At 67.5% G+C, this 21,744-nt stretch carries 21 protein-coding genes; 13 read left to right on the top strand and 8 right to left on the bottom strand.

The genetic code is table 11. From position 1 onward, the window contains the following. Nucleotide 1: 1 nt before the first annotated feature. Nucleotides 2-727, top strand: a complete 726-nt coding sequence (locus ACZYZE_RS13450) for a beta-ketoacyl-ACP reductase (RefSeq protein ID WP_459317950.1) — start codon at nucleotides 2-4, stop codon at nucleotides 725-727. 133 nt (nucleotides 728-860) lie between these two features. Beyond that, nucleotides 861-1,280 (top strand): Hsp20/alpha crystallin family protein, encoded by a 420-nt coding sequence (locus ACZYZE_RS13445; RefSeq protein WP_459317949.1) that lies wholly within the window; start codon nucleotides 861-863, stop codon nucleotides 1,278-1,280. Between the two features lie 2 nt (nucleotides 1,281-1,282). Here ACZYZE_RS13445 and ACZYZE_RS13440 read toward each other — a convergent pair whose 3' ends face one another. Beyond that, a complete protein-coding gene (locus ACZYZE_RS13440) occupies nucleotides 1,283-1,708 on the bottom strand; it encodes a DUF5655 domain-containing protein (RefSeq protein WP_463908156.1) in 426 nt (141 codons plus the stop codon). Between the two features lie 145 nt (nucleotides 1,709-1,853). On the opposite strand from ACZYZE_RS13440, the gene ACZYZE_RS13435 reads away from it, so the two are divergent. Beyond that, on the top strand, nucleotides 1,854-2,621 hold the full coding sequence (locus ACZYZE_RS13435) for an SDR family oxidoreductase (protein WP_463908154.1): 768 nt from the start codon (nucleotides 1,854-1,856) through the stop codon (nucleotides 2,619-2,621). A gap of 74 nt (nucleotides 2,622-2,695) precedes the next feature. On the opposite strand, the gene serB is transcribed toward ACZYZE_RS13435, so the two are convergent. Then, on the bottom strand, nucleotides 2,696-3,604 hold the full coding sequence (gene serB, locus ACZYZE_RS13430; RefSeq protein WP_459317946.1) for a phosphoserine phosphatase SerB: 909 nt from the start codon (nucleotides 3,602-3,604) through the stop codon (nucleotides 2,696-2,698). Nucleotides 3,605-3,747: 143 nt separating this feature from the next. Between serB and ACZYZE_RS13425 the strand changes: the two genes are divergently transcribed. The 5 genes from ACZYZE_RS13425 to lplAB all read left to right on the top strand — a co-directional run bounded on the left by ACZYZE_RS13425 (nucleotide 3,748) and on the right by lplAB (nucleotide 7,842). Further along, the gene (locus tag ACZYZE_RS13425; protein ID WP_459317945.1) at nucleotides 3,748-4,533 is read left to right on the top strand and encodes an ABC transporter ATP-binding protein; all 786 of its coding nucleotides are present in this window, start codon (nucleotides 3,748-3,750) and stop codon (nucleotides 4,531-4,533) included. A gap of 18 nt (nucleotides 4,534-4,551) precedes the next feature. Next, nucleotides 4,552-5,337 carry a sulfite exporter TauE/SafE family protein gene (locus tag ACZYZE_RS13420; RefSeq protein WP_463908152.1) on the top strand — a complete coding sequence of 262 codons (786 nt, stop codon included), beginning with the start codon at nucleotides 4,552-4,554 and terminating at the stop codon, nucleotides 5,335-5,337. Nucleotides 5,338-5,383: 46 nt separating this feature from the next. Then, a complete protein-coding gene (locus tag ACZYZE_RS13415) occupies nucleotides 5,384-6,193 on the top strand; it encodes a TrmH family RNA methyltransferase (protein WP_459317943.1) in 810 nt (269 codons plus the stop codon). A 171-nt stretch (nucleotides 6,194-6,364) separates the two neighbouring features. Beyond that, a complete protein-coding gene (locus tag ACZYZE_RS13410) occupies nucleotides 6,365-6,622 on the top strand; it encodes a type B 50S ribosomal protein L31 (protein ID WP_024365679.1) in 258 nt (85 codons plus the stop codon). 116 nt (nucleotides 6,623-6,738) lie between these two features. Next, a complete protein-coding gene (gene lplAB / locus ACZYZE_RS13405; protein WP_463908150.1) occupies nucleotides 6,739-7,842 on the top strand; it encodes a lipoate-protein ligase LplAB in 1,104 nt (367 codons plus the stop codon). Nucleotides 7,843-7,910: 68 nt separating this feature from the next. Here the strand turns inward: lplAB and pepN are convergent, their stop codons facing one another. Both pepN and ACZYZE_RS13395 read right to left on the bottom strand, forming a co-directional pair. Further along, entirely contained in the window at nucleotides 7,911-10,517 is a 2,607-nt protein-coding gene (pepN, locus tag ACZYZE_RS13400; RefSeq protein ID WP_463908148.1) for an aminopeptidase N, read from the bottom strand. Between the two features lie 51 nt (nucleotides 10,518-10,568). After that, nucleotides 10,569-11,633, bottom strand: coding sequence for a YeiH family protein (locus ACZYZE_RS13395; protein WP_463908146.1), 1,065 nt, complete (start codon nucleotides 11,631-11,633; stop codon nucleotides 10,569-10,571). A 100-nt stretch (nucleotides 11,634-11,733) separates the two neighbouring features. Here ACZYZE_RS13395 and ACZYZE_RS13390 point away from each other — a divergent pair, with 100 nt between their 5' ends. The 3 genes from ACZYZE_RS13390 to ACZYZE_RS13380 are packed head-to-tail and all read left to right on the top strand — an operon-like array spanning nucleotide 11,734 to nucleotide 15,122. After that, nucleotides 11,734-13,290, top strand: a complete 1,557-nt coding sequence (locus ACZYZE_RS13390; protein ID WP_459317939.1) for a circularly permuted type 2 ATP-grasp protein — start codon at nucleotides 11,734-11,736, stop codon at nucleotides 13,288-13,290. Nucleotides 13,291-13,347: 57 nt separating this feature from the next. Continuing rightward, nucleotides 13,348-14,274 carry an alpha-E domain-containing protein gene (locus tag ACZYZE_RS13385; protein ID WP_459317938.1) on the top strand — a complete coding sequence of 309 codons (927 nt, stop codon included), beginning with the start codon at nucleotides 13,348-13,350 and terminating at the stop codon, nucleotides 14,272-14,274. Beyond that, nucleotides 14,271-15,122, top strand: coding sequence for a transglutaminase family protein (locus tag ACZYZE_RS13380; protein ID WP_463908144.1), 852 nt, complete (start codon nucleotides 14,271-14,273; stop codon nucleotides 15,120-15,122). The genes ACZYZE_RS13385 and ACZYZE_RS13380 overlap by 4 nt, the downstream gene beginning before the upstream one ends. A gap of 564 nt (nucleotides 15,123-15,686) precedes the next feature. Here the strand turns inward: ACZYZE_RS13380 and ACZYZE_RS13375 are convergent. Continuing rightward, a complete protein-coding gene (locus ACZYZE_RS13375; RefSeq protein WP_459317936.1) occupies nucleotides 15,687-16,187 on the bottom strand; it encodes a pyridoxamine 5'-phosphate oxidase family protein in 501 nt (166 codons plus the stop codon). Between the two features lie 168 nt (nucleotides 16,188-16,355). Here ACZYZE_RS13375 and ACZYZE_RS13370 point away from each other — a divergent pair, with 168 nt between their 5' ends. After that, nucleotides 16,356-18,056: a GAF domain-containing sensor histidine kinase gene (locus ACZYZE_RS13370; protein WP_463908186.1), complete on the top strand. Its 1,701-nt coding sequence runs from the start codon at nucleotides 16,356-16,358 to the stop codon at nucleotides 18,054-18,056. A 41-nt stretch (nucleotides 18,057-18,097) separates the two neighbouring features. Here the strand turns inward: ACZYZE_RS13370 and ACZYZE_RS13365 are convergent, their stop codons facing one another. Then, nucleotides 18,098-18,832 carry a response regulator gene (locus ACZYZE_RS13365; protein WP_459317935.1) on the bottom strand — a complete coding sequence of 245 codons (735 nt, stop codon included), beginning with the start codon at nucleotides 18,830-18,832 and terminating at the stop codon, nucleotides 18,098-18,100. A gap of 306 nt (nucleotides 18,833-19,138) precedes the next feature. On the opposite strand from ACZYZE_RS13365, the gene ACZYZE_RS13360 reads away from it, so the two are divergent. Continuing rightward, on the top strand, nucleotides 19,139-19,597 hold the full coding sequence (locus tag ACZYZE_RS13360; RefSeq protein ID WP_459319102.1) for a universal stress protein: 459 nt from the start codon (nucleotides 19,139-19,141) through the stop codon (nucleotides 19,595-19,597). 45 nt (nucleotides 19,598-19,642) lie between these two features. On the opposite strand, the gene ACZYZE_RS13355 is transcribed toward ACZYZE_RS13360, so the two are convergent. Together ACZYZE_RS13355 and ACZYZE_RS13350 are read right to left on the bottom strand one after the other, a co-directional pair. Beyond that, the gene (locus ACZYZE_RS13355; RefSeq protein WP_463908141.1) at nucleotides 19,643-20,113 is read right to left on the bottom strand and encodes a pyridoxamine 5'-phosphate oxidase family protein; all 471 of its coding nucleotides are present in this window, start codon (nucleotides 20,111-20,113) and stop codon (nucleotides 19,643-19,645) included. Nucleotides 20,114-20,197: 84 nt separating this feature from the next. Beyond that, nucleotides 20,198-21,679: an SDR family NAD(P)-dependent oxidoreductase gene (locus tag ACZYZE_RS13350; RefSeq protein WP_463908184.1), complete on the bottom strand. Its 1,482-nt coding sequence runs from the start codon at nucleotides 21,677-21,679 to the stop codon at nucleotides 20,198-20,200. Between the last annotated feature and the right edge of the window lie 65 nt (nucleotides 21,680-21,744).

Here is a 21,744-nt window from a genome sequence, read left to right as displayed (position 1 = left end):
CATGCCTGAAGCAGCTACCACCGGCCGCAGCGTCCTGATCACCGGCGGCAACCGCGGAATCGGCCTCGCCATCGCGGAAGCCTTCCTCGCCAATGGAGACAAGGTTGCCGTTACGTACCGCAGCGGGTCGACGCTTCCCGAGGGTATCCTCGGCGTCAAGGCCGACGTCACCGACGAAGCCTCCGTGGACGCCGCGTTCACCGAGGTGGAGGCGGCCCACGGCCCCGTTGAGGTGCTCGTGGCGAACGCCGGCATTACCAAGGACACCCTGCTGATGCGCATGAGCGAGGACGATTTCACGTCCGTCATCGACACCAACCTCACCGGCGCCTTCCGCGTCATTAGGCGGGCCTCCAAGGGCATGATCCGGGCACGCAAGGGCCGCGTGGTGCTGATTTCCTCGGTGTCCGGCCTGTACGGCGCGCCGGGCCAGATCAACTACTCGGCCTCCAAGGCCGGCCTCGTCGGCATCGCCCGTTCCCTGACCCGCGAACTCGGGGGCCGCGGCATCACCGCGAACGTGGTGGCCCCCGGCTTCATCAACACGGACATGACTGCGGAGCTGCCCGAGGCAACCCAGAAGGACTACCTGTCCAAGGTCCCGGCCGGCCGCTTCGCCGAAGCCTCCGAGGTAGCGAACGTTGTCCGCTGGATCGCCAGCGATGAGGCCGCCTACATCTCCGGCGCCGTCATCCCGGTCGACGGCGGCCTCGGCATGGGCCACTAGGCACTATCCGACGACGGGTTCCGGCTGCCCGGCCACGGGACTTGTTGCCCTTAACACCGTGCGCCCTCGGGTGTGTAATGGGGCTACAGCCCTTGACCGCACCAGGGCAGGGCATGGATCCAGGAGGACAATCATGGCTGAACTCAACAAGTGGGTACCGTCGGACGTGTTGGAGCCGATTAGGCGTTTCCTGGACGGTGACCTGACGATGACGTCGTCCATCAAGGTCGAGCAGTTCGTGGACGGCAGCACCCTGGTGGTGCGCGCGGAAGTGCCAGGGATAGATCCTGACAAGGACGTCGAGGTCTCGGTCAGCGAGGGGATGCTGCACATCAAAGCCGAACGCGAGGAGAAGACCGAGCACAGGGGAAAGACCGGCTACCGCTCGGAGTTCCGCTACGGCTCGTTCACGCGCAGCATTGCCCTGCCGCCGGGCGCCCGGGAAGAAGACATTACGGCCACCTACAAGGACGGTGTCCTGGAAGTGAGGGCACCTGCCCCCGTGACGGCGCCGGACGCATCCGCAAAGAAGATCAGGATCGACCACAGCTGAAGCTAGCCGGCGTTCTCGCGGGCTTCCCGCAGCCAGTCCGCCACCTCGGCGTCGAGCTCGTCCACGGTGTGCAGCTCGAGATGATGCATCCACACACCGGGGGACGGGCTGGCCACTTCCTTGAACCTGGTGGAGTCGATGCGCCGCGGCAAGGCGATGGACAGTACGGCCGGGATGTCGGAATCAAGGTACCGGCCGGGCCACCAGAGGTAGGCAAAGCCGCGCTTTCCCCGGAATGCCACCTGGCTTTTCGTCGCCCGCATCGTCGCCCGCATCGTCGCCGGCGCCGTGGTGGCCAGCAGCCGCTCCACGGCATGGCACAGTTCCAGGCCCCTGGTCGAGCCGCTGAAGACCTGCTCCGGCGTCGATTCCCCGCCCACGCCGCGCGGCACGGAGCCGCCGCGGCGCGTGCTGTGTGGCCTTTCCATGCCCGCGAGCCTACGCCGCCGCGCACAGCCGGAACTAGCCCGGTACGGCTTCTTTGTGGAACCCGGACAACCGAAAACCCCTGCACCGCTGGCATGATGGACTGCAGACCCACCGTTTTTGGACGTTTGGAACAAAGGAGATCGTATGGGACTGCTGGATAACAAGACCGCAATAGTGACCGGTTCATCGAGGGGCATCGGCGCCGAAGTCGCCAAGTTCCTCGCCGCCGAGGGCGCCGCCGTCGTCGTGAACTACCGACAGAAGGCACCGCGCGCCAACAAGGTGGTCGCGGAGATCGAGGCCGCCGGCGGCCGCGCTGCCGCCGTGGGCGCAGACCTCACCACCCAGGAAGGCGTCCAGGCCCTGGCCAGCGCCGCCATGGAGAACTTCGGCTCACTCGATGTCCTGGTCCTCAACGCTTCCGGCGGGATGGAATCCGGCATGGAGGAGGGCTACGCGCTCAAGCTCAACCGCGACGCCCAGGTGAACATGCTCAACGCTGCCGTGCCGCTGATGCCCGAGGGCTCCCGCGTGGTCTTCGTAACCAGCCACCAGGCCCACTTCATCAACACCGTGCCCACCATGCCGGAGTACGAGCAGGTGGCCCGCAGCAAGCGCGCCGGCGAGGACGCGCTCCGCGAGCTCGTCCCGAACCTGGCCGAGAAAGGCATCTCGCTTGTCGTCGTCTCCGGCGACATGATCGAGGGCACCGTCACTGCCACCCTGCTGGACCGCTCCAACCCGGGCGCCATCGAGGCACGCCGTGCCGAGGCCGGGAGGCTCTACTCGGTCAAGGAGTTCGCCGCCGAGGTCGCAAAGATGGTCACGGCCGACGTCGAGCCCGGTCACACCGAATACGTCGGCGGAGCCGACTACTTTGGTACGACGGCATCCGAGAAGAGCAACAACTAGGCACCAGCCTTCTAGGCGGAACGCAATGAAGGCCGGGGCAAACTGCCCCGGCCTTTGTTGTTGTCAGTCCAGCGTCAGACCCCCGCGATGTGCCGGACGGCGTCGAGGTAGGGCAGGTTCACCGCGGCGTCAGCGACGGCACGGACGGCCGGCTTGGCGTTGAACGCGATGCCGATCCCGGCGGCGCCGAGCATGTCAAGGTCGTTGGCGCCGTCGCCCACGGCAATCGTGTGCTCCATCGGGATGCCTTCCTTCGCGGCCCATTCGCGCAGATACTTCTCCTTGGCCGCGCGGTCGATCACGTCGCCGAGGACCTTCCCGGTCAGCGCGCCGTCGACGATTTCAAGCTCGTTGGCGATCCAGTAGTCCAGGCCGAGGCCCTCGGCGATCGGCCGGAGGATCTGGTTGAAGCCTCCGGACACCACGGCAACCGCGTGGCCCGCGGACCGGAAGGCCGCCACCAGCTCGGCCGCGCCCAGGCTCAGTGTCACTTCGGCACGGACGGAAACGACGACGTCGGCGGGCAGCCCGGCAAGGACTGCGACCCGGGCGTGCAGGCTCTGGGCGAAGTCCAGTTCGCCGCGCATTGCGGCCTCTGTCACCGCGGTGACTTCCTCGCGTTTGCCGGCGTAGGCGGCGAGGAGTTCGATGACCTCCTGCTGGATCAGCGTCGAGTCGACGTCCATGATGAGGAATTTCCGCGGGGCGTTACGCAGGGCACCCGGCACGATGGCGGTGTCCACGCCGTCGACGCCGTTGTCCGCTACCTCCCGGCGCAGCCCGGCCAGCGCAGTTTCGCCGTCGACGTCGGCGGGGCCGGTCTCCAGCGATCCGTGGGCGGTATACACCTCGAAGCGGCTGTCTCCGGTGCGGGTCCCGGCGTCGAGCGTCACCCCGGCGGCGGTCAGCGCGGCACGTAGGTGCTGCACCTCGGGATGGGACAGTTTCAGGCCGCAGCTGACTGCGGTCACGTTCAAAGTCATGGCTGCAATCCTAGCGAGCGGCCGGGGGCGGCCCGAATTCGTTGCGTTCCAGTGACGCCGCGGCGCGGGTTCTGCCCGGGCACGGCGTGGGAGCGGTGTTCCGGTTATCAGTCGCCCGCCCTTTTGTCCTAGTGTCTACTCCTATGAGTGATGTTCTTGAAATGGCCGCCGTCAGCGTTGTACGAGGGGCTAAAACCCTCCTGAACAAGGTGGACTGGCAGGTCAAAGAGGGCGAGCGTTGGGTGATCCTGGGCCCCAACGGCGCCGGCAAGACCACTCTGCTGCAGGTCGCCGCCGCCCGGATCCACCCCACGTCCGGCATGGCCGGCATCCTGGAGGAAATCCTCGGCGCCGTCGACGTGTTCGAACTCCGGCCGCGGATCGGCCTGTCCTCGGCCGCCCTGGCCAACCAGATCCCTGAGCAGGAGAAGGTCCTCAACGTCGTTGTGACCGCCGCTTACGGCGTCACCGGGCGCTGGCGCGAGGGCTATGAGAAGGACGACGAACGCCGCGCTTTTGGCCTCCTGAACGAATGGGGCATGGGACTGCTGCTGAACAGGCCGTTCGCCTCGCTCTCCGAGGGGGAACGCAAGCGGGTCCAGATCGCCCGCGCGCTGATGACGGACCCCGAACTGCTACTCCTCGACGAACCGGCCGCCGGCCTCGACCTCGGCGGCCGTGAGGACCTCGTCCACCGGCTCGGCGAACTCGCCCGCGATGAGGATGCCCCCGCGATCGTCCTGGTCACACACCACCTCGAGGAGGTCCCGCCCGGCTTCACGCACGCCATGCTGATGCGCGACGGCGGCGTCGTCGCCCAGGGTCCGCTCGCGGAGGTCCTGACCGCCGAAAACCTGAGCGAGACCTTCGGGCTGCCGCTGGACGTCAGCGTCGCCGCCGGGCGATACACCGCCACCGCCCGCCGCTGACGGGGCCGCTGACAGCGCGTGGAGCTCCTTAACAGCGTCTTCATCTTCGTCGCCGGGCTGTGGGCCGGAACCATCAACAGCGTGGTCGGGTCCGGCACCCTCGTCACCTTTCCGGTCCTCATCGCCCTCGGCTACGCGCCCGTCACGGCGTCCATCAGCAATGCGATGGGCCTTGTGGCCGGAAACGCGGCCGGAGCCTGGGGCTACCGTAAGGAACTCGCCGGCCGCGGCAGGCAGCTCGTCAAGCTCCTGCCCGCTTCCCTCCTGGGCGGCATCACCGGGGCCTACCTGCTGCTGCACCTGCCGGAGAGGGTCTTCCACTATGCGGCCCCCGCGTTGATTGTGCTGGCGCTGCTGATGGTCGTGCTCCAGCCCAGGCTCCAGCAGTGGGTCCGGAACCGGGAACAGAACCCGGAACATGCCATCCGCGACCGGAGCCACGGCGTCGTCCTCGTCGTGCTGGTCTATCTGGCCGGCGTCTACGGCGGGTACTTCGTCGCCGCGCAGGGCATCCTGCTCGTCGGGATCCTGGGTGTGTTCATGACCGGGACCATCCAGAACGCCAACGCGATGAAAAACATCCTGGTCCTCGGCGTAAACGTGGTCGCGGCAGCCTCCTACCTGCTCTTCGCCTTCGATCGGATCAACTGGACCGTCGTCGGGCTGATCGCCGTGAGCTCCCTGATCGGCGGCGTGGTCGGCTCCAGGGTGGGCCGGAAACTCTCCCCGGTGGTCCTGCGCGGGGTCATCTTCAGCCTGGGCCTCACCGCGCTGGGCTTCATGATCGCCAACCTGTTCAAGTGATCCGTTCCCGTGACCCGTTGAAATCTCCCGCTGAAATGGCCCGCCAGTGACGTTCCACCACCTCGAATCCGCCGACGACCCGCGGGTATCCGACTACACCCAGCTGACGGACGTACACCTGCGCAAGCTGCGGGAACCGGCCGAGGGCATGTACATCGCCGAATCCTCCCGCGTATTGCGCCGGGCCCTCGCGGCAGGACACCGGCCGCGCTCCTTCTTCCTCGCCGAAAAATGGCTCGGGGAGCTCCGGGACATCTTTGAGCAGTACCCGGAGGTGCCGGCCTACATCGGCTCCGCCGCGCTCCTCGAGGACATCACCGGCTTCCATCTGCACCGCGGCGCGATGGCCGCCATGCACCGCCCGCAGCCTGTTCCGCTGCCCGGGCTGCTCGCCGGCGCCCGCCGGGTGGCCGTGCTGGAGGACATTGTGGACCACACCAACGTCGGCGCGATCTTCCGCTCCGCCGCGGCACTTGGCGTGGACGCCGTCCTCGTCTCGCCGCGCTGCGGGGACCCGTTGTACCGCCGCAGTGTCCGGGTCAGTATGGGCGCCGTGTTCCAGGTGCCCTGGGCACGGCTGGACGACTGGCCGGGGGACCTGCGGGTGTTGAAGGACCTGGGCTTCACCGTGGCGGCCCTGGAGCTCACCGACGACGCCGTGGACCTCGACGAACTGGCCGTCCGGAAACCGGAGAAGCTGGCCCTCGTGCTCGGCACAGAAGGCGCCGGGATGAGCGCAGGCACCCTCGCCGCCGTCGACCTCACCGTGAAGATCCCCATGCGCACCGGCGTCGACTCGCTCAACGTGGCGGCGGCGTCCGCCGTCGCGTTCTGGGAACTCCGTCCACACCACTGACGCTGTACTGCTGTGCCGCCCGGATTCCGCGGCATAACCGCGCCGCCGGCCGTCGGCAGGGGCGCAGACTTTCCGCTATGATTGATAGCTGGCCGTCCGGTGCATTCCGCCGGCCATCCCATTCATACCTGGCAACTGGCAAAATCCAGTTGTGCGAACAAAGGTCCAATTATGAAGTCTGATACTCACCCGAAGTACGAAGCTGTTGTTTTCAACGACCTGGCTTCCGGCGTCAAATTCCTGACCAAGTCCACCGTGTCTTCCAAGAAGACCATCGAGTGGGAAGACGGAAACACGTACCCCGTTATTGACGTCGAAATCTCCTCCGAGTCCCACCCGTTCTACACGGGCAAGCAGCGCATCATGGACTCTGCAGGCCGCGTCGAGCGCTTCAACGCTCGCTTCAAGGGCTTCGGCGGCAAGAAGTAACTCTCTTCCCCAAGGTCTTTTGGAAAAGCCCGCACCGTTTACGGTGCGGGCTTTTTGCGTCCTGTCCCCGCTCGGCGGTGTGCCTGCGGCCTGGGCGTCGTGGCAGGATGAAGGACATGACAACCCTTCCCGCGGCAACCGGATCCAGCAGCGATGACGACGGCGGCCGCCGCCACGGGGAGTACAAGGTTCCCGGCGGAAAACTCGTGGTGGCCGACTTCGACGTCGTCGACGGCGTCCTGGCCAACGTCTCGCTCAGCGGCGACTTCTTCCTTGAACCGGATGAGGCGCTGCTGGCGATCAACCGGGCCCTCACCGGGCTCCCGGCGGACTTCAGCGCCGCGGACATCGCCGCCGCCGTGAACGCGGACCTGCCCGCTGATGCGGTCCTGTTCGGCTTTTCCGCCGACGCCGTCGCCGTCACCGTCCGGCGCGCCCTCGCTAAAGCCACCGGCTGGGCCGACCACCACTGGAACATCATCGCGCCCTCCGTGCTGAGCACCCACGTCAACGTCGCCCTCGACGAGGTGCTCACCGAGGAGGTCGGCGCCGGCCGCCGCAACCCGACCCTGCGCTTCTGGGACTGGGAGGAACCGTCAGTGGTGATCGGCAGCTTCCAGTCCGTCCGCAACGAACTGTATCCCGCCGGTGTCGAACGCCACGGCATCAGTGTGGTCCGCCGGATCAGCGGCGGCGGGGCGATGTTCATGGAGGCCGGCAACTGCATCACCTACTCGCTGTACCTGCCGCAGACCCTCGTCGACGGCATCAGCTTCGCCGACTCCTACGGCTTCCTGGACGCCTGGGTGATGGCCGCCCTCGGGAAGATGGGGATCAGCGCCTTCTACGTCCCACTCAACGATATCGCCACGGACCAGGGCAAGATCGGCGGTGCCGCGCAGAAGCGGCTCGCCAACGGCGGCATGCTGCACCACGTGACCATGAGCTACGACATCGACGCCGACAAAATGGTCGAGGTCCTGCGGATCGGCAAGGAGAAGCTCTCCGATAAGGGCACCACAAGCGCCAGGAAGCGGGTGGATCCGCTCCGCCGCCAGACGGGCCTGGCCCGGGCGGAGATCGTCGCTGCCATGATGGAGGTCTTCACCGAACGCTACGCGGCGACAGCCTCGGAGCTCACCGCCGCGGAGCTCGCCGCGGCGGTCCACCGGGTTGAGGCCAAGTTCGGCACCCCCGAGTGGCTGCACCGCGTGCCGTAAGGCCGGGGGAAGATTCCGCCGGCGCCCCGGCCCCCGCGAAGGCGTATTCGGCCGCTCACCGGAAGGCGCTAGGAGACCGCCTGTGACGCCAGGGCACGGTGCAGGTGGCTGCGCTGTTCAATGATGATGCGGCGCAGCGCCCGCGGCGCTTCCGGGTGTTCGGCCAGCCAGTTATCGGTCCGGGTAATCACGGCGTGCGTATCCGGGTCGGAACCGTTCCCGTCCAGATCCTGCCCGGCCGGGTAGAGGCCACGGACGATCCTGCTGGCAATCTCAATGCTGCGCCCGGCCCACACCTGCTCCAGGCACTCGAAATAGCGGTCAATGAACCCGCCCAGCAGCGACGCCGGGGCGGTGGTGAAACCGGCGATGGTAGCGCTGAGCAGCTGGTTCGAGAGCGAGGTGCCGTTCACGGCTTCCTCCCATGCCGCTTCCTTGACGGCCGGCTCCGGGCGTGCGGCGAGGGCGGTGGCGTGACCGGACTTGCCCGCGGCCGTGTTGTCCCGCGCCAGCTCCTCATCCAGCTGCTCCCGGGTGGCCTGGCCGTTAGCGGCCAGCGCGAGCCACAGGTTCCAGCGCAGTTCGGAATCGACGGCCAGGCCCTCGATGACGGTGCTGCCGGCCAGGATGCCGCGGACCAGGTCGAGGTACCCGGCGTCGAAGCGGCTCGTGGCGGCCAGCGTGCGCGCCCACGCCAGCTGCCGGTCCGAGCCCGGTTCGGCCCGCCGGAGTTCGGTGGCCGCGACGGCCAGGAATCCGCGCCGGATCTCGTCCCGCCGGGCCCTGGGCACGTAGCGCTCGATCGCCGTGACGGCGTTGCCGAGCACATTGAGCAGCACGCCGATTCCTGTTTCGGCGGGGCCGAAGCGCTGCGCGGCATCGACGTAGAGGGACGCCGGCGTGACGGCGTCGCGGGCCGAGTTCCACAGGGCAGTCCAGCAAAGGGCACGGGCCATTGGGTCGCTGAGTTTGTCCAGGGAGCTGCGCACGGTGGATTCGGAGTACGGATCCAGCCGCACCTTCGCGTAGCTGAGATCCTCGTCGTTCACCAGCAGCAGGGCCGGGCGCGCCTTGCCTGACAGTTCCGCCACCTCGGTGCGGCCACCGCTGACGTCGGTCTCGATGCTGTCGGTGCGCACCAGGGCGCCGGCGTCGTCCGTCTCGTAGAGGCCGATGCGCAGCCGGTGCGGGCGGAGTTCCTGCCGGCCGGTGATGGGGTCCTGGGCGTCCTGCACAAGTGTCACGGTGCCCAGCACACCGGCGTGCTCCTCGATCTCGCTGGAGAGGGTAGAGATGCCGGAGGTCTGCAGCCACTGGCGTGCCCATTCCCCGAGGTCGCGGCCGGAGGCGGCGCCGAGCGCGGCCAGGAGGTCGGCCAGGGTGGTGTTGCCGTAGGCGTGGTCCTTGAAGTACTGCCGGGAGCCGGCAACGAACGCCTCGAAGCCCACGAAGGCCACCAGCTGCTTGAGCACCGAGGCACCCTTGGCATAGGTGATGCCGTCGAAGTTCTGCTTCGCCGCCTCAAGGTCCGGGATGTCGGCGACGATGGGGTGCGTGGTGGGCAGCTGGTCTTGCACATAGGCCCAGGCCTTGCGGTTGCTGGCGAAGTTCACCCAGGCCGTGGCCCAGCCCGTGGTCCGGTCGACGCCGAGGGTGCCCATGTAGTCGGCGAAGGATTCCTTGAGCCACAGATCGTCCCACCATTGCATGGTGACGAGGTCGCCGAACCACATGTGCGCCATCTCGTGCAGCAGGGTGTTGGCGCGGGCCTGGTACTGCGAATCGGCGGCCCGCGAGGTGAACACGTAGCTCTCGGTGAAGGTCACCAGCCCCGGGTTCTCCATCGCGCCGAGGTTGTACTCGGGCACAAAAGCCTGGTCGTATTTGCCCCATGGATACGGGAAGTCGAAGAGCTCGTTGAAGAAGTCCAGGCCGTTCTTGGTGAGCGTGAAGAGCGCCCCGGCATCAAAGGAGGGCGCCATCGAGGCACGGCAGTACAGGGCCAGCGGAACGTCCAGGCTGGTTCCGTCGTCGAGCGTCGTGCTCCAGGCGTCCTCGGCCTTGAAGTACGGGCCGGCCAGCACGGTGGTGATGTAGGTGGACATCGCCTTGGTCGGGGCGAAGTCCCAGCGGCTGGTGGCGGGGTCGCTGGCCAGCTGGGTGCGCCGGGATTCGACACCGTTGGAGGCCACCTGCCAGTCCGAGGGCGCCGTCACGTGGAAGGTGAATTCGGCCTTCAGGTCGGGCTGTTCGAAGTTCGCGAAGACCCGGCGGGCGTCGGCCGGCTCGTACTGGGTGTAGAGGTAGCAGTGACCGTCGGCCGGGTCGAAGAAGCGGTGCATGCCTTCGCCGGAGGTGCTGAAGAGGGCCGTGCAATTCACGGTGACCTGGTTCTCGGCCTGGAGGTTGTCGAGGCGGATCCGGGAGCCGTCCACGACGTCGGCGACGGGCAGGCCCACTCCGTTCAGGACCACGCTGTGCACGTCGCTGCCGATGAAGTCCAGGAAGGTGGAGGAGCCCTCGCCGGCGGAGAAGTTGATGATGCTGCGGCTGGTGTAGCCTGCCACAGTCGCCTCCGCAGCCTGCCGGACGTCAAGGGACACGTCGTAGCTGTGGGTGATGATCAGGGCTGAGCGGGCAGCGGCTTCATCGCGGCGCAGGTTCTGGTTCGACACCCAGCCATCTAATCATGCACATCTGTGTCCTGGCCCACTGGCCGGGGCCGCTCAGCCCGCGGGTAGCATCAGCAGTGCTGCGCCCAGCCCCAGCCCGGCAATCAGCAGCCAGGACGCCAGCGCAGCCAGCAGCCCCCGGCCGCCGGTGTGCAGAAGTTGGCCCACCCGGACGGCGGAGCCGAGGCCGAAGAGCGCCATTCCGAGCAGCAGGTCCTGCAGCACCGCGGCAGCCTCGAGGACACCGGGGGAGAGCCAGCCCGTGGAGCGCAGGGCCGCCAGTACCACGAAGCCGATCACAAAGAGGGGGACGATTGGGGGACGTTTCGCACCATCCCCGCTGTCGTTGTCGGTGTCGGAATCGGCATCGGGGCCGGCGTCGGGGCCAAACCGGTGGTGGATTCCGGCGGCGGCGGTCAGCGGCGCGAGCAGGATGACCCGGGTCAGTTTGACGACGACGGCGACCGCCAGCGCCGCCGTTCCGGCGGCCTGCGCGGTGGCGACAACCTGGCCGACATCATGCACCGAAGCCCCGGCCCAGGCCCCGAATGCCTCCGGGCTGAGTCCCAGGGGCTGCATCAGCAGCGGCAGCACACCGATGGCCAGCGTGCCGCACAGAGTCACGAGGGCCACCGGGAGGACGGTGTCCTCTTGCCGGATCCGGCGAACTGCGGCCATGGCCCCGATCGCCGAGGCCCCGCAGATCGAAAAGCCGGTGGCGATCAGCAGCGACACCGGCGGCGGCAGCCGGAACAGCCGGCTGATGCCGTAAGTTCCGGCGAAGGCGGCCAGCACCACGCCCGTGATCAGGAGCAGGGCGGCCCAGCCCAGTCCCAGCACGTCCACGAGGCTGACCTTCAATCCGAGGACCACGATCCCGGCTCGCATGAGGTGTTTGCCCGCGACGTCCAGTCCCGGGCGCCCTGCTCCCGCGATCCAGACGGAGACCCCCGGAAGGTTGGCGGCGAGGAGTCCCAACACCACAGCCAGCGTCATCGCCGGCAGGACCGGGACCAGCGTGTGGACAGCAAGGGAAACCCCGACGGCGGCTGCGGCGGCCAGCAGGCCGGGAACTGCCGCGTACGTGGCTGCTGTGGGCTTCAAGGGGAACAAGGGCACGCACCTACCTTGCCGTAACCGGCCTGAAAATTTGGTGCTCGCCACCCGCCACGGGCGCCCGGAAATGATTTCGTAACGAAAAGGTGGTTGGCTAGTTGCCATGTCTGACCTTTTCCAGGATTACTCCGTAGCCGCCGGCCGCACCGGCGCCTATGACGAGATGTTTACCCCCGGCCAGCAGGCCAGGAAGTCCTACGGCCAGGTTGCCGGGGCCCTGCGGGAACTCTCGCTGGCTGATGTCACGGCCCGCGCCGACTCCATGGCGCGGACGTTCCTGGACCGCGGCGTCACCTTCGACTTCGCGGGGGAGGAACGGCCCTTCCCGCTGGACATCGTGCCCCGGGTCATCCCGGCCGACGAATGGACCGTCCTGGAGAAAGGCGTGGCCCAGCGCGTCCGGGCCCTCGAAGCCTTCCTCAATGACGTCTACGACAAAATGACGGTGGTGGCCGACGGCGTCATCCCGCGCCAGCTCATCACAACGAGCGCCCACTTCCACCGCCAGGTGCACGGCTTCGAGCCCGCCGGCGGCGTCCGCGTCCACATCTCCGGCATCGACGTCGTCCGCGACGCCGAGGGGACTTTCCGCGTCCTCGAGGACAATGTCCGCGTGCCCTCCGGAGTGAGCTACGTCCTGGAGAACCGCCGGGCCATGGCCAAGGGCTTGCCCGAAGCGTTCGGCCAGCAGCTCATCCGGCCGGTCGAAGAGTACCCCCGCCGGCTGCTGTCCGCCCTGCGCAAGACGGCCCCCTCCGGCGTCGACGATCCCACCGTGGTGGTCCTGACGCCCGGTGTCTTCAACAGCGCCTACTTCGAGCACACCCTGCTGGCCGGCCTGATGGGCGTGGAACTCGTGGAGGGCCGCGACCTCATCTGCCGCGGAAACCGGGTCTACATGCGCACCACCGCCGGGGAACAGCGTGTGGACGTGATCTACAAACGGATCGACGACGAGTTCCTGGACCCGCTGCAGTTCCGCGCGGACTCCATGCTCGGCTGCCCGGGCCTCGTGAACGCCGCCCGCGCCGGGGGCGTCACCATCGCCAACGCCGTGGGCAACGGCGTCGCCGACGACAAGCTGGTCTACAGCTATGTACCGGACCTGATCCGCTACTACCTGAACGAGGAGCCGGTGATCGCCAACGTGGACACGTTCCGGCTGGAGGAGAAGGAAGCCCGGGAATACGTCCTGGACAACCTGGCCGAACTCGTGGTCAAGCCCGTGGACGGCTCCGGCGGCAAGGGACTCGTGATCGGCCCGGACGCGTCCAAGGACGAACTCGTTGCCCTGCGCAAGCGCGTCATTGCCGATCCGCGCGGCTGGATCGCGCAGCCGGTCCTGCAGCTCTCCACCGTTCCCACGCTGAGCGGCGACAGGTTCGGCCCCCGGCACGTGGACCTGCGGCCCTTCGCCGTCAACGACGGCGACGACGTCTGGGTCCTGCCCGGCGGTTTGACGCGTGTAGCACTCAAGGAGGGCTCACTGATCGTGAACTCCAGCCAGGGCGGCGGCTCCAAGGACACCTGGGTGCTGGCGGATTCGCCGCAGGTCCCGGTGGAGACCATACCGCGCCCGGCCATCACCGTCCGCGAGCGGGTCTCGGTCTGGCCCGTCGAGAGCAACTGGCGCGACAGCCAGAAGGAGCAGCAGCAATGACCCGCAGCCGGCTCAGTTTCTCTTTTCAGATGTCCAATGCGCTGGAGGTAACCGCGAATGCTTAGCCGTATCGCCGAGTCACTGTTTTGGATCGGCCGCTATGTGGAACGGGCCGACGGCACCGCCCGGATCCTCGACGTCCACCTGGAGCGGCTCAACCACCTGCCGATGGAGGAACAGCGCGCCGTGGCGCAGGAACTCCTCGCCGTGATGGGCGCCCGGGCGCAGAGCGAGGATTTCGGCCTCCCCGAGCTGCTCAATGCCCTGGCCTACGACAAGCAGAGTGCCACGTCGATTGCCGGCTCCCTGGGCGCGGCCCGGGAGAACGCCCGCCGCGCCCGGGAAACCGTGTCGTCCGGGCTCTGGGAGAGCCTGAACACCACGTACTACGGGCTCAACCAGCACCGCAAGGACGTCGTTGGCACCTACCGCTTCTGCAACTGGGTGCTGGAACGCACGGCCATGGTCAGCGGCCTCGCGGACACCACGGTCAGCCACGACGAGAGCTGGCAGTTCCTGGTCCTGGGCCGCTCGCTGGAACGCGCCGATATGACGGCACGGATGCTCTCCACCCGGGACGTGCTTTCCGCGGGCATGTCGTGGGTGAACATGCTCCGCTGCGCCGGCGCCTACGAGTCCTTCCTGCGCACCCGCCGGGCCGCGTTCGGTGACCAGCACGCGGCCGAGTTCCTGCTTCTGGACCGGTTGTTCCCGCGCTCCATCGTGTACGCGCTTCGCGACGCCGACGAGTGCCTGGCCAAGCTGGACCCCTCGGCCCAGCGCGTCGGATTCATCAACGACGCCCGCCGGATCGTGGGCCAGGCCCGGACCTTCCTCGAGTTCCACCGCACCGACGACCTGATGTCGGAACTGCCGGAGCACATGGAACGTGTGCAAAAGGCCGTCTCGCAGGCGTCGGACGCCATTTCCCGCAAGTACTTCAATCAGGCCGACGAACTGGCCTGGGTGGGAGAAGTTTCATGACCCGGCTGAGCATCATCCACACGACCGCGTACAAGTACAACAAACGTGTCACGCTCTCCTACAACGAAGCCCGCATGACGCCGCTGACGGATACCCAGCAAGTGGTGCTGGAGTCTTCGATGAAGGTCTCGCCGTCGCAGGCGTCCGTCAGCAGCCACCGCGACTACTGGGGCACCCGGGTCACGGCCTTTGACATGCAGATGCCGCATGAGTACCTGGAAGTGGTCTCCACCACCACCGTCGAGGTGCACCGGGTGGAAAAATTCCCGGCCGAGGCGGACATCGTCGGCTGGGACGTGCTGGCTGCCACGGACACCCTCAACAAGTACAGCGACTGGATTCCGCAGTCGCAGCTCACCGGGCCGGGCGCCGAAGTGCTGGGCATCATCCCCGGCGTCGTTCAGGGCCGTGACCCGCACGAGGCGGCCCTGGCGATTTTCGAATGGATGCGCGGGGAAATGACGTACATGAAGGGTTCCACCGGCGTCACCACGAACGCCGAGGAAGCCTGGACCCAGCGCCAGGGCGTCTGCCAGGACCTCGCCCACCTCGCTATCGGCGCGCTGCGCAGCCGCGGCATCCCGGCACGGTATGTGTCCGGCTACCTGCACCCGCGGTCGACGGCAGAACTCCGCGAGACGGTCGCCGGGCAGTCCCACGCGTGGCTGGAGTGGTGGGACGGCGAGTGGCGCAGCTGGGACCCGACCAACCACAAGCCCGCCGGCGATTTCCACGTCACGGTGGCCCGTGGACGCGACTACCGCGATGTGCCGCCGCTGAAGGGCATCCTGTCCGGCGGCGGCGGCTCCGCGCTCAGTGTGAGCGTGGAAATCACCCGCCTGGCCTAGTGGGCATTGTCGCCAGTTTGCCGCGGGTTTAGGCGGGGCCAAGGCCCTTTCGCGCCGGGAGGACATGCCCATTCTTCGCACCCGGGACCGGGCATAACGGGAATATGTCCACCCGTTCGCCCCGGCGCGGGGCATGTCCCCTTAGGCGGGCATGTCCGGTCAAGCCGGGCGTTGTTTGCTTGGTCGCGTGCAGGCAGCCAGCGGGGACGCTCCTTCCCGGTTGCCCGCCGCCATACCGCCTGCCGGCCCGGGCAAGCGCCGAAGCAACTGGGCAGGACCGTCACGGCATGGGTCCGGTGGGGCCGGTCCGGTGGGGCCGGTCCGGCGTGGCATACCGCGGTGGGCTGGTCCGGTCAGGCGTTGGGTGGGTTCGGCCACGGGGAATCCGGCTGCTCCTCAGGGGCGGGGGACATGCCCATTCGTCGCACCCCGGACAGGGCATAACCGGAATATGTCCACGCGCTGGCCCCGGCGCGGGGCATGTCCTTGATCCCGGCCGTCCCTCCCCTGGACTCAGACCCCGGACGAACTAACGAAAATGCCCACCGGGCCGTCGGCGCGGGGCTATTCGAGTCCGGAACGGGTGGCATCGTCAAGCGGCGTCCACCAGGTCAGCGGCGGCACCACCTTGAAGCGGCGGCCTGTCACGGTTTCAGGCGTGATCCGGACGAAATGTTCCTTCTTGCCCGCCTGCCACGGGAACAGCAGCAGGCCCACGGTGTCCAGGACCTCCTGCTGGTTCTGCACCGGGGCCGCCTGGCCTTTGATCACTACACTCCACGCGATGCCGCTGTCCGCGTCGACGCCGTCGGCCTCCACGGCTACCGCGGTGTCGCCGGTTGCCGCCTGCAGCTTGGTGCCGTCGGCCGTCCGGAAAACCAGCGAGCCATGGTCCACCTTGTAGTTGATCGGGAAAATGTCGGGATGATCGTCCACCCACACCGCCAGCCGGCCCACGGTAACGCTGCGCAACAACCGCCAGCATTCATGGTGGTCAAGGTTCTCGACGGCGTGTGGCGGGTGGTCTTTTGGCTGCTGGGCGCCCGGGTTCGGATCAGTACTCATGGCGCCGAGCCTACGTCAATCCGGCGGCGTCGTGTTAGGGCACAAGGTCACATTCGAAGTGGCAAAGCGCGGAATCCCGGGTCGTTCGGCCGGATACGGGGTATTCTGGCATCACGTCGTCCGCGTCGATGATGATTGTGTTCGTCGTAGTGAATTGGGGCAATGAGCATGCATTCAATCGGGGACACCCCGGACCATACCGCCACCGAGCCACACCCCAGAATCGCCGGGGTCCTCAATGGATTTGCCTCCAGGTCCGAGGAGCTGCTCCAGTCCCAGGAGCGGATGGCCGGCCTGCTGGAGGCCGTCGTCGCCGTCGCCGAAGACCTCAGCCTTGACGCCGTCCTCGAACGTGTTGTCCAGTCCGCGTGCCGGCTGTTGCGCGCCCGCTACGGGGCCCTCGGCGTCATTGGGGACGACCGGGCCCTGAGCCACTTCATCACGGTCGGCATCGACAGTGAGCTTTCGCACAAGATCGGCCCGCTGCCCACCGGCCACGGCGTGCTGGGGCTCCTGATCACCGACCCCCGGCCGATGCGGCTCCACGACCTGCGCCAGCATCCCGAGTCCTACGGATTCCCCGCGAACCACCCGCCCATGGAGTCCTTCCTCGGCGTCCCCGTCCGCGTCCGCGATGTGGTCTTTGGCAACCTGTACCTGACCGGGAAGGAAGACGGCAGCGACTTCACGGCAGAGGACGAGGGCCTGGCCGTCGCCCTCGCCGCCGCCGCCGGCGTCGCTATTGAAAACGCCCGGCTCTACGACGATGCCCGGCGCCGGGCGCGCTGGCTGGAAGCCTGTATGGACGTCTCCGGACTGATGCTGAGCAACGACCGTGACTACACCTCCGGAGGCCTGGATCCCATCGCCAGCCGCGCCCTGCAGGAGTCCGGCTCGCAGCTTGCCCTGCTCGTGGCACCGGCCGTCACCGGCCCGGGCCACATTGTCGCGGGGGTCGCCGGCAAGCTTGGTTCCCACTTCTCGGGCCGGACGCTGAGGCTCGAATCGCCGCTGCTCCAAAGCGTTCTCGACGGCGGCGATCCGGTGGTCCTTGACGACGCCTCCGCCCTCTTCGGCGAGATCGACCCGCCGCTCACCGGGCCGCTGCTGGCGGTGTCGCTGAGCACCCAGGGGGCGCATCACGGGCTCCTGCTGCTGGCCCGCGACGCGGACTCGCTCCACTACGCCCGCACCGACATCGAGATGGGTGCCGTCTTCGGGTCCCACGTGGCCCTCGCCCTGGAACTGGCCCGAGTACACCGGCTCCGCGAAGAGCTGCTGGTGTTCACGGACCGCGAACGGATCGCCCGGGACCTGCACGACCTCGTCATCCAGCGGCTGTTCGCGGCCGGATTGAGCGTGCAGAGCCTGACGCGTTTCACTAAGGACGAGCTCGCAACCGAACGGATCCGCAACATCACCGGCGAACTCGACGAGGCGATCCGGAGCCTGCGCGACACGATCTACTCGCTCAAGAGCAGCAGCGGCGAAGCGGAGCTGCTCAGCGGGCGGATCCGGCGGGTCACCAGGAGTTCGGCAAAGTCCATGCCGTTCACGCCCCGGCTGACCATCACCGGCCCCGTGGACGTGATCACGCCGGACAAGGCGGACAACGTCGTCGCCGTTGTGTCCGAAGGGCTGAGCAACGCCATCCGGCATTCCGGCGCCGACGCCATCTCGGTGTCCGTCGGCGTCTTCAAGGGCCGGGTGACAGTGGTCATCACCGACAACGGCTCCGGGTTCGCCCGGCCGGAGAAACGCAACGGACTGTCCAACCTGGAGGACCGGGCGAAGATGCTGGACGGCGAATGCACCATCACCAGCGCGCCCGACGCCGGCACGAGCCTCGAGTGGTCGGTGCCGATCTAGGCAGCAGCCGGCTCTGGCCGCCCGGTCAGCGGACGGTCGGGTCAGCGGATGCTGTGCGGGCGCCTGCCGTCGCCGGCGGCATGGCTTCCGGGCGGAAGCGGTAACGCGGGGCTTGCGATGAAGACGGCCGCCTGGGTGCGCCGCTCGAAGCCGAGCTTGGCCAGCAGGGAGGAGACGTAGTTCTTGACGGTCTTCTCGGCCAGGAACATTTCGGCGGCAATCTGGCGGTTGGTGAGTCCGCCCCCCACCAGTTCCAGCACCCGTCGCTCTTGCGGCGTGAGGGACGAGGTCCGAGGATCCACTTCTTCGGCCTCCACCAGGCTGTCGACGATTCCTGCTGCAACGCCTTCCTCGAACAGCGATTCGCCGGCGGCTGCCCGTCTCAGGGCACCGATCAGGTCCGTGCCGCCGATTTCCTTGAGGACATAGCCGCTGGCCCCGGCCAGCACCGCGCCGCGCAGGGCCTGTTCGTCGTCGAAACTCGTCAGGATGATGCAGTTGAGGGAGGGGTCCACTGAGCGCACGTCGCGGCAGACCTCAATGCCGGTTCCGTCCGGCAGCCGCGCGTCGAGGACACAGACATCCGGATGGAGCGCGGGAATGCGCCGCGTCGCTTCGACGGCGGAGCCCGAACTCCCGACCACGAGGAACCCTTCGCCCTCCAGGAGCTCCTGCAGCCCCCGCCGGACGAGTTCGTGGTCATCGAGGATAAAGACGCGGATGACAGCCGGCGCCCCTTCGGCTGCAGCGAGACCTGTGTCTGCCCAGGCAATCATGATTCTCCCGTCCCGGCCGCTTGCGCGGCCTCGTGTGATGCGGTGCTCCCCAGCCTGTCGCGCACGTTGTGCCGGCGCCTGTTGAATCCCCTTCGCTGCCCGGTAACGTTGTTCGTCCCCGGCCGCTGCAATTCTTCTACCCAGCCTAAACCTGGACAAGGGTCATAGGGCCTACCGGCCTACCGGGACTGCTCGGCGGCGGCCTGCGGCGGATCCGTGAGCATGGCCGTGACCTTAGGCCCTGAACGCCGGCGGCAGGCCGGCGCTATCCTTGGCATGACGCATCAGCACTCGAAGGGATTAACCATGACCGAAGCCAGGGATGTCCGGACCATTGTGGTGGGGGTCGACGGCTCAGCCGCCTCGGTCGAAGCGCTTCGCCGGGCGCAAAGCCTCGCGGAGCAATTGTCCGCCACGGTGATCGCGTTGGCGAGTTGGGACGTCCCTCCGGTATACGACGGCTACGTCGCGATGGGCATCGACGACTTTGACGTCCGCGCCGGAGAAATCCTCCAGGAGAGCATGGTCACGGCCTTCGGTGCCGAGCCTCCTGCCAATGTGGAAGCCCGGCTCGTGCAGGGCCACCCCCGGCACACCCTGATCGAGGCCAGCCGGGACGCGGACATGCTCGTTGTGGGGCGGCGCGGGCACGGGGGCTTCGGAGGATTACTCCTGGGTTCGGTGAGTTCCGCACTGGTGGCGCACGCCCATTGCCCCGTTCTCGTGGTCCACACTCCGGAGGCCAAGGCAACCAAATCCAAATAGGGCTGGCCCGTTCCCGCGTGGTCAGGCGGCTCAGCCGAAAGCCGTCTACTCGAAGGACTGCCGGCGGGGATCCGAGAGCCGGGTGTTCCACAGATCGGGGTTGTTGACCTTGAACCGGCGTCCGGTGAGTACCTTGGGGGCCACGCGCACGTAGAAGTCCTTGTCGCCTGCCTGCCATGGCTCCAGCAGCCGGGCGTCCACGGCGTTCTTATCGTCCTGGCTTTCGATCAGCTCGGCTTCGCCGCGGGCGATCACGCTCCACGCCGTTTGCTCGTGGGCGTCATAGCCGTCGATTTCGAAGGCGACCGGCTTCGCCGTCATGGCACCCCAGAGCTTGGTGCCGCCGGCGGTGCGGAAGGCGATCGCGCGTCGTTCCAGCACGAAGTTCACAGGGAAGACCTCCGGATGGCCGTCGACGATCATGGCAATCCGTCCGACGACTTCGGTGTCCAGCAACACCCAGCACTCATCGATGGACAGCTCGTAATTCGGCACAGGCGTCGTCTCAATATTCATAGACCCACGTTACTACCGTCAACGAGCCTCGTCAGTGCCATAAGGCCCGTGGCCCGGACCGGCATGCTCTGGTAGACGGAGGGCCTACCAGGGGCTGGGCCTGTAGTCCTTGAGGAAGACACCGAACTGGTCGTCACCGGACTCGCCCGTGACGATCGGGTCATACACCCGGGCGGCCCCGTCGACGAGGTCCAGCGGGGCGTGGAAGCCTTCCTCCATTAGACGCACCTTGGTGTAGTGCGGCCGCTCATCGGTGATCCAGCCGGTGTCGACGGCGGTCATCAGGATGCCGTCCGAGTCCAGCATTTCCTGGGCGCTGGTCCGGGTCATCATGTTCAGTGCAGCCTTCGCCATGTTGGTGTGCGGGTGGCCGGGGCCTTTGTAGGCGCGGGAGAACTGGCCCTCCATGGCACTGACGTTGACGATGTATTTCCGCCGGGCGGTGGAGCGCTTCATTGCCCCCCGGAGCCGGCTGACCAGCAGGAACGGCGCGGTGACGTTGCAGAGCTGGACCTCGAGCATCTCGAGCGGATCGACCTCGTCCACCACCTGCGTCCAACTGTTGATGGTGGCGAGGTCCGGGACGAGGCCGCCGGCGTCGATGGCCGTGCCGGAGGCGATGCGTTCGAGCGACGCGGAGCCAGTGGAGAGGGCGAGCGAGGTGATGGCGTCGCCGGCGAGGACCGGATGTTCCAGCACCGTGCTGGCCAGGGCCAGCGGGTGCTTGTCATGGGCGTGGCCAAAGGTGACGAGTTCCGGGCCGCCGTTTGCCGGCTGCAGCGCGGCAGGCAGCGGCTCGTCCTCGGCATCGACGAGGGGCTTATACGCGTTGCCTGAGCGCCGTACGGTCTGGGCCGCATTGTTGATGATGATGTCCAGGGGACCTGCCGCGTCCAGGGTGTCGGTCAGGGCCATCACCTGGGAGGGATCGCGGAGGTCGATGCCGACGATCCGCAGCCGGTGCAGCCAGTCGGCGCTGTCCTCCATCGCGGCGAAGCGCCGGGCGGCGTCCTTGGGGAAGCGGGTGGTGATGGTGGTGTGGGCGCCGTCGCGGAGCAGCCGCAACGCGATATACATGCCGATCTTGGCCCGGCCACCGGTGAGGAGTGCGCGGCGGCCGCTCAGGTCCGTGCGGGCGTCCCGCTTGCTGTGGCTGAAGGCGGCGCACTCGGGGCACAGCTGGTGGTAGAAGGCGTCCACCTGCGTGTAGTGCTGCTTACAGATGTAGCAGGGCCGGGACTTGATGAGGTGCCCGGCGATCTCGCCGGACGCGGAGGTGGCGAGTTTGTTGCCGCGGGTCTCGTCGTCGATCCGGTCCGGGGCCGCCGTCGCCGTCTGGGCGAGCACGGCACGGTCCGCCTCGGCGATGAGGTCCCGCTTGCTGACCCGGCGGTGCCGCTTGACGGCCTTGAACATCTTGCCGGTGGCGCGGCGCACCGACACGTAGTCCGGGTGCTCCTCGTCGTAGACGTGGATGCTGTTCAGGACTTTGAGGCAGGCCTGGATTTCCGCGGCGGTCAAGCCAGCGGCGGTCAAGCCAGCGGCGGTCAAGTCAGCAGGAGTCATGCCGGAAGGCAGATCGGGGGAGCTCATTGCCCCAATTTTACAGCCTGCCGGGAGCCCCGCCCGAC

This window comes from Pseudarthrobacter woesei, from assembly GCF_055412745.1.
This window is presented reverse-complemented; position numbering and strand designations above follow the sequence as displayed.

Coding starts and splice junctions, on each gene's coding strand:
- ACZYZE_RS13450 (WP_459317950.1), top strand. CDS start 2: ATGCCTGAAGCAGCTACCACCGGCCGCAGCGTCCTGATCACCGGCGGC.
- ACZYZE_RS13445 (WP_459317949.1), top strand. CDS start 861: ATGGCTGAACTCAACAAGTGGGTACCGTCGGACGTGTTGGAGCCGATT.
- ACZYZE_RS13440 (WP_463908156.1), bottom strand. CDS start 1,708: ATGGAAAGGCCACACAGCACGCGCCGCGGCGGCTCCGTGCCGCGCGGC.
- ACZYZE_RS13435 (WP_463908154.1), top strand. CDS start 1,854: ATGGGACTGCTGGATAACAAGACCGCAATAGTGACCGGTTCATCGAGG.
- serB (WP_459317946.1), bottom strand. CDS start 3,604: ATGACTTTGAACGTGACCGCAGTCAGCTGCGGCCTGAAACTGTCCCAT.
- ACZYZE_RS13425 (WP_459317945.1), top strand. CDS start 3,748: ATGAGTGATGTTCTTGAAATGGCCGCCGTCAGCGTTGTACGAGGGGCT.
- ACZYZE_RS13410 (WP_024365679.1), top strand. CDS start 6,365: ATGAAGTCTGATACTCACCCGAAGTACGAAGCTGTTGTTTTCAACGAC.
- lplAB (WP_463908150.1), top strand. CDS start 6,739: ATGACAACCCTTCCCGCGGCAACCGGATCCAGCAGCGATGACGACGGC.
- ACZYZE_RS13390 (WP_459317939.1), top strand. CDS start 11,734: ATGTCTGACCTTTTCCAGGATTACTCCGTAGCCGCCGGCCGCACCGGC.
- ACZYZE_RS13385 (WP_459317938.1), top strand. CDS start 13,348: ATGCTTAGCCGTATCGCCGAGTCACTGTTTTGGATCGGCCGCTATGTG.
- ACZYZE_RS13380 (WP_463908144.1), top strand. CDS start 14,271: ATGACCCGGCTGAGCATCATCCACACGACCGCGTACAAGTACAACAAA.
- ACZYZE_RS13375 (WP_459317936.1), bottom strand. CDS start 16,187: ATGAGTACTGATCCGAACCCGGGCGCCCAGCAGCCAAAAGACCACCCG.
- ACZYZE_RS13370 (WP_463908186.1), top strand. CDS start 16,356: ATGCATTCAATCGGGGACACCCCGGACCATACCGCCACCGAGCCACAC.
- ACZYZE_RS13365 (WP_459317935.1), bottom strand. CDS start 18,832: ATGATTGCCTGGGCAGACACAGGTCTCGCTGCAGCCGAAGGGGCGCCG.
- ACZYZE_RS13360 (WP_459319102.1), top strand. CDS start 19,139: ATGACCGAAGCCAGGGATGTCCGGACCATTGTGGTGGGGGTCGACGGC.
- ACZYZE_RS13355 (WP_463908141.1), bottom strand. CDS start 20,113: ATGAATATTGAGACGACGCCTGTGCCGAATTACGAGCTGTCCATCGAT.
- ACZYZE_RS13350 (WP_463908184.1), bottom strand. CDS start 21,679: ATGACTCCTGCTGACTTGACCGCCGCTGGCTTGACCGCCGCTGGCTTG.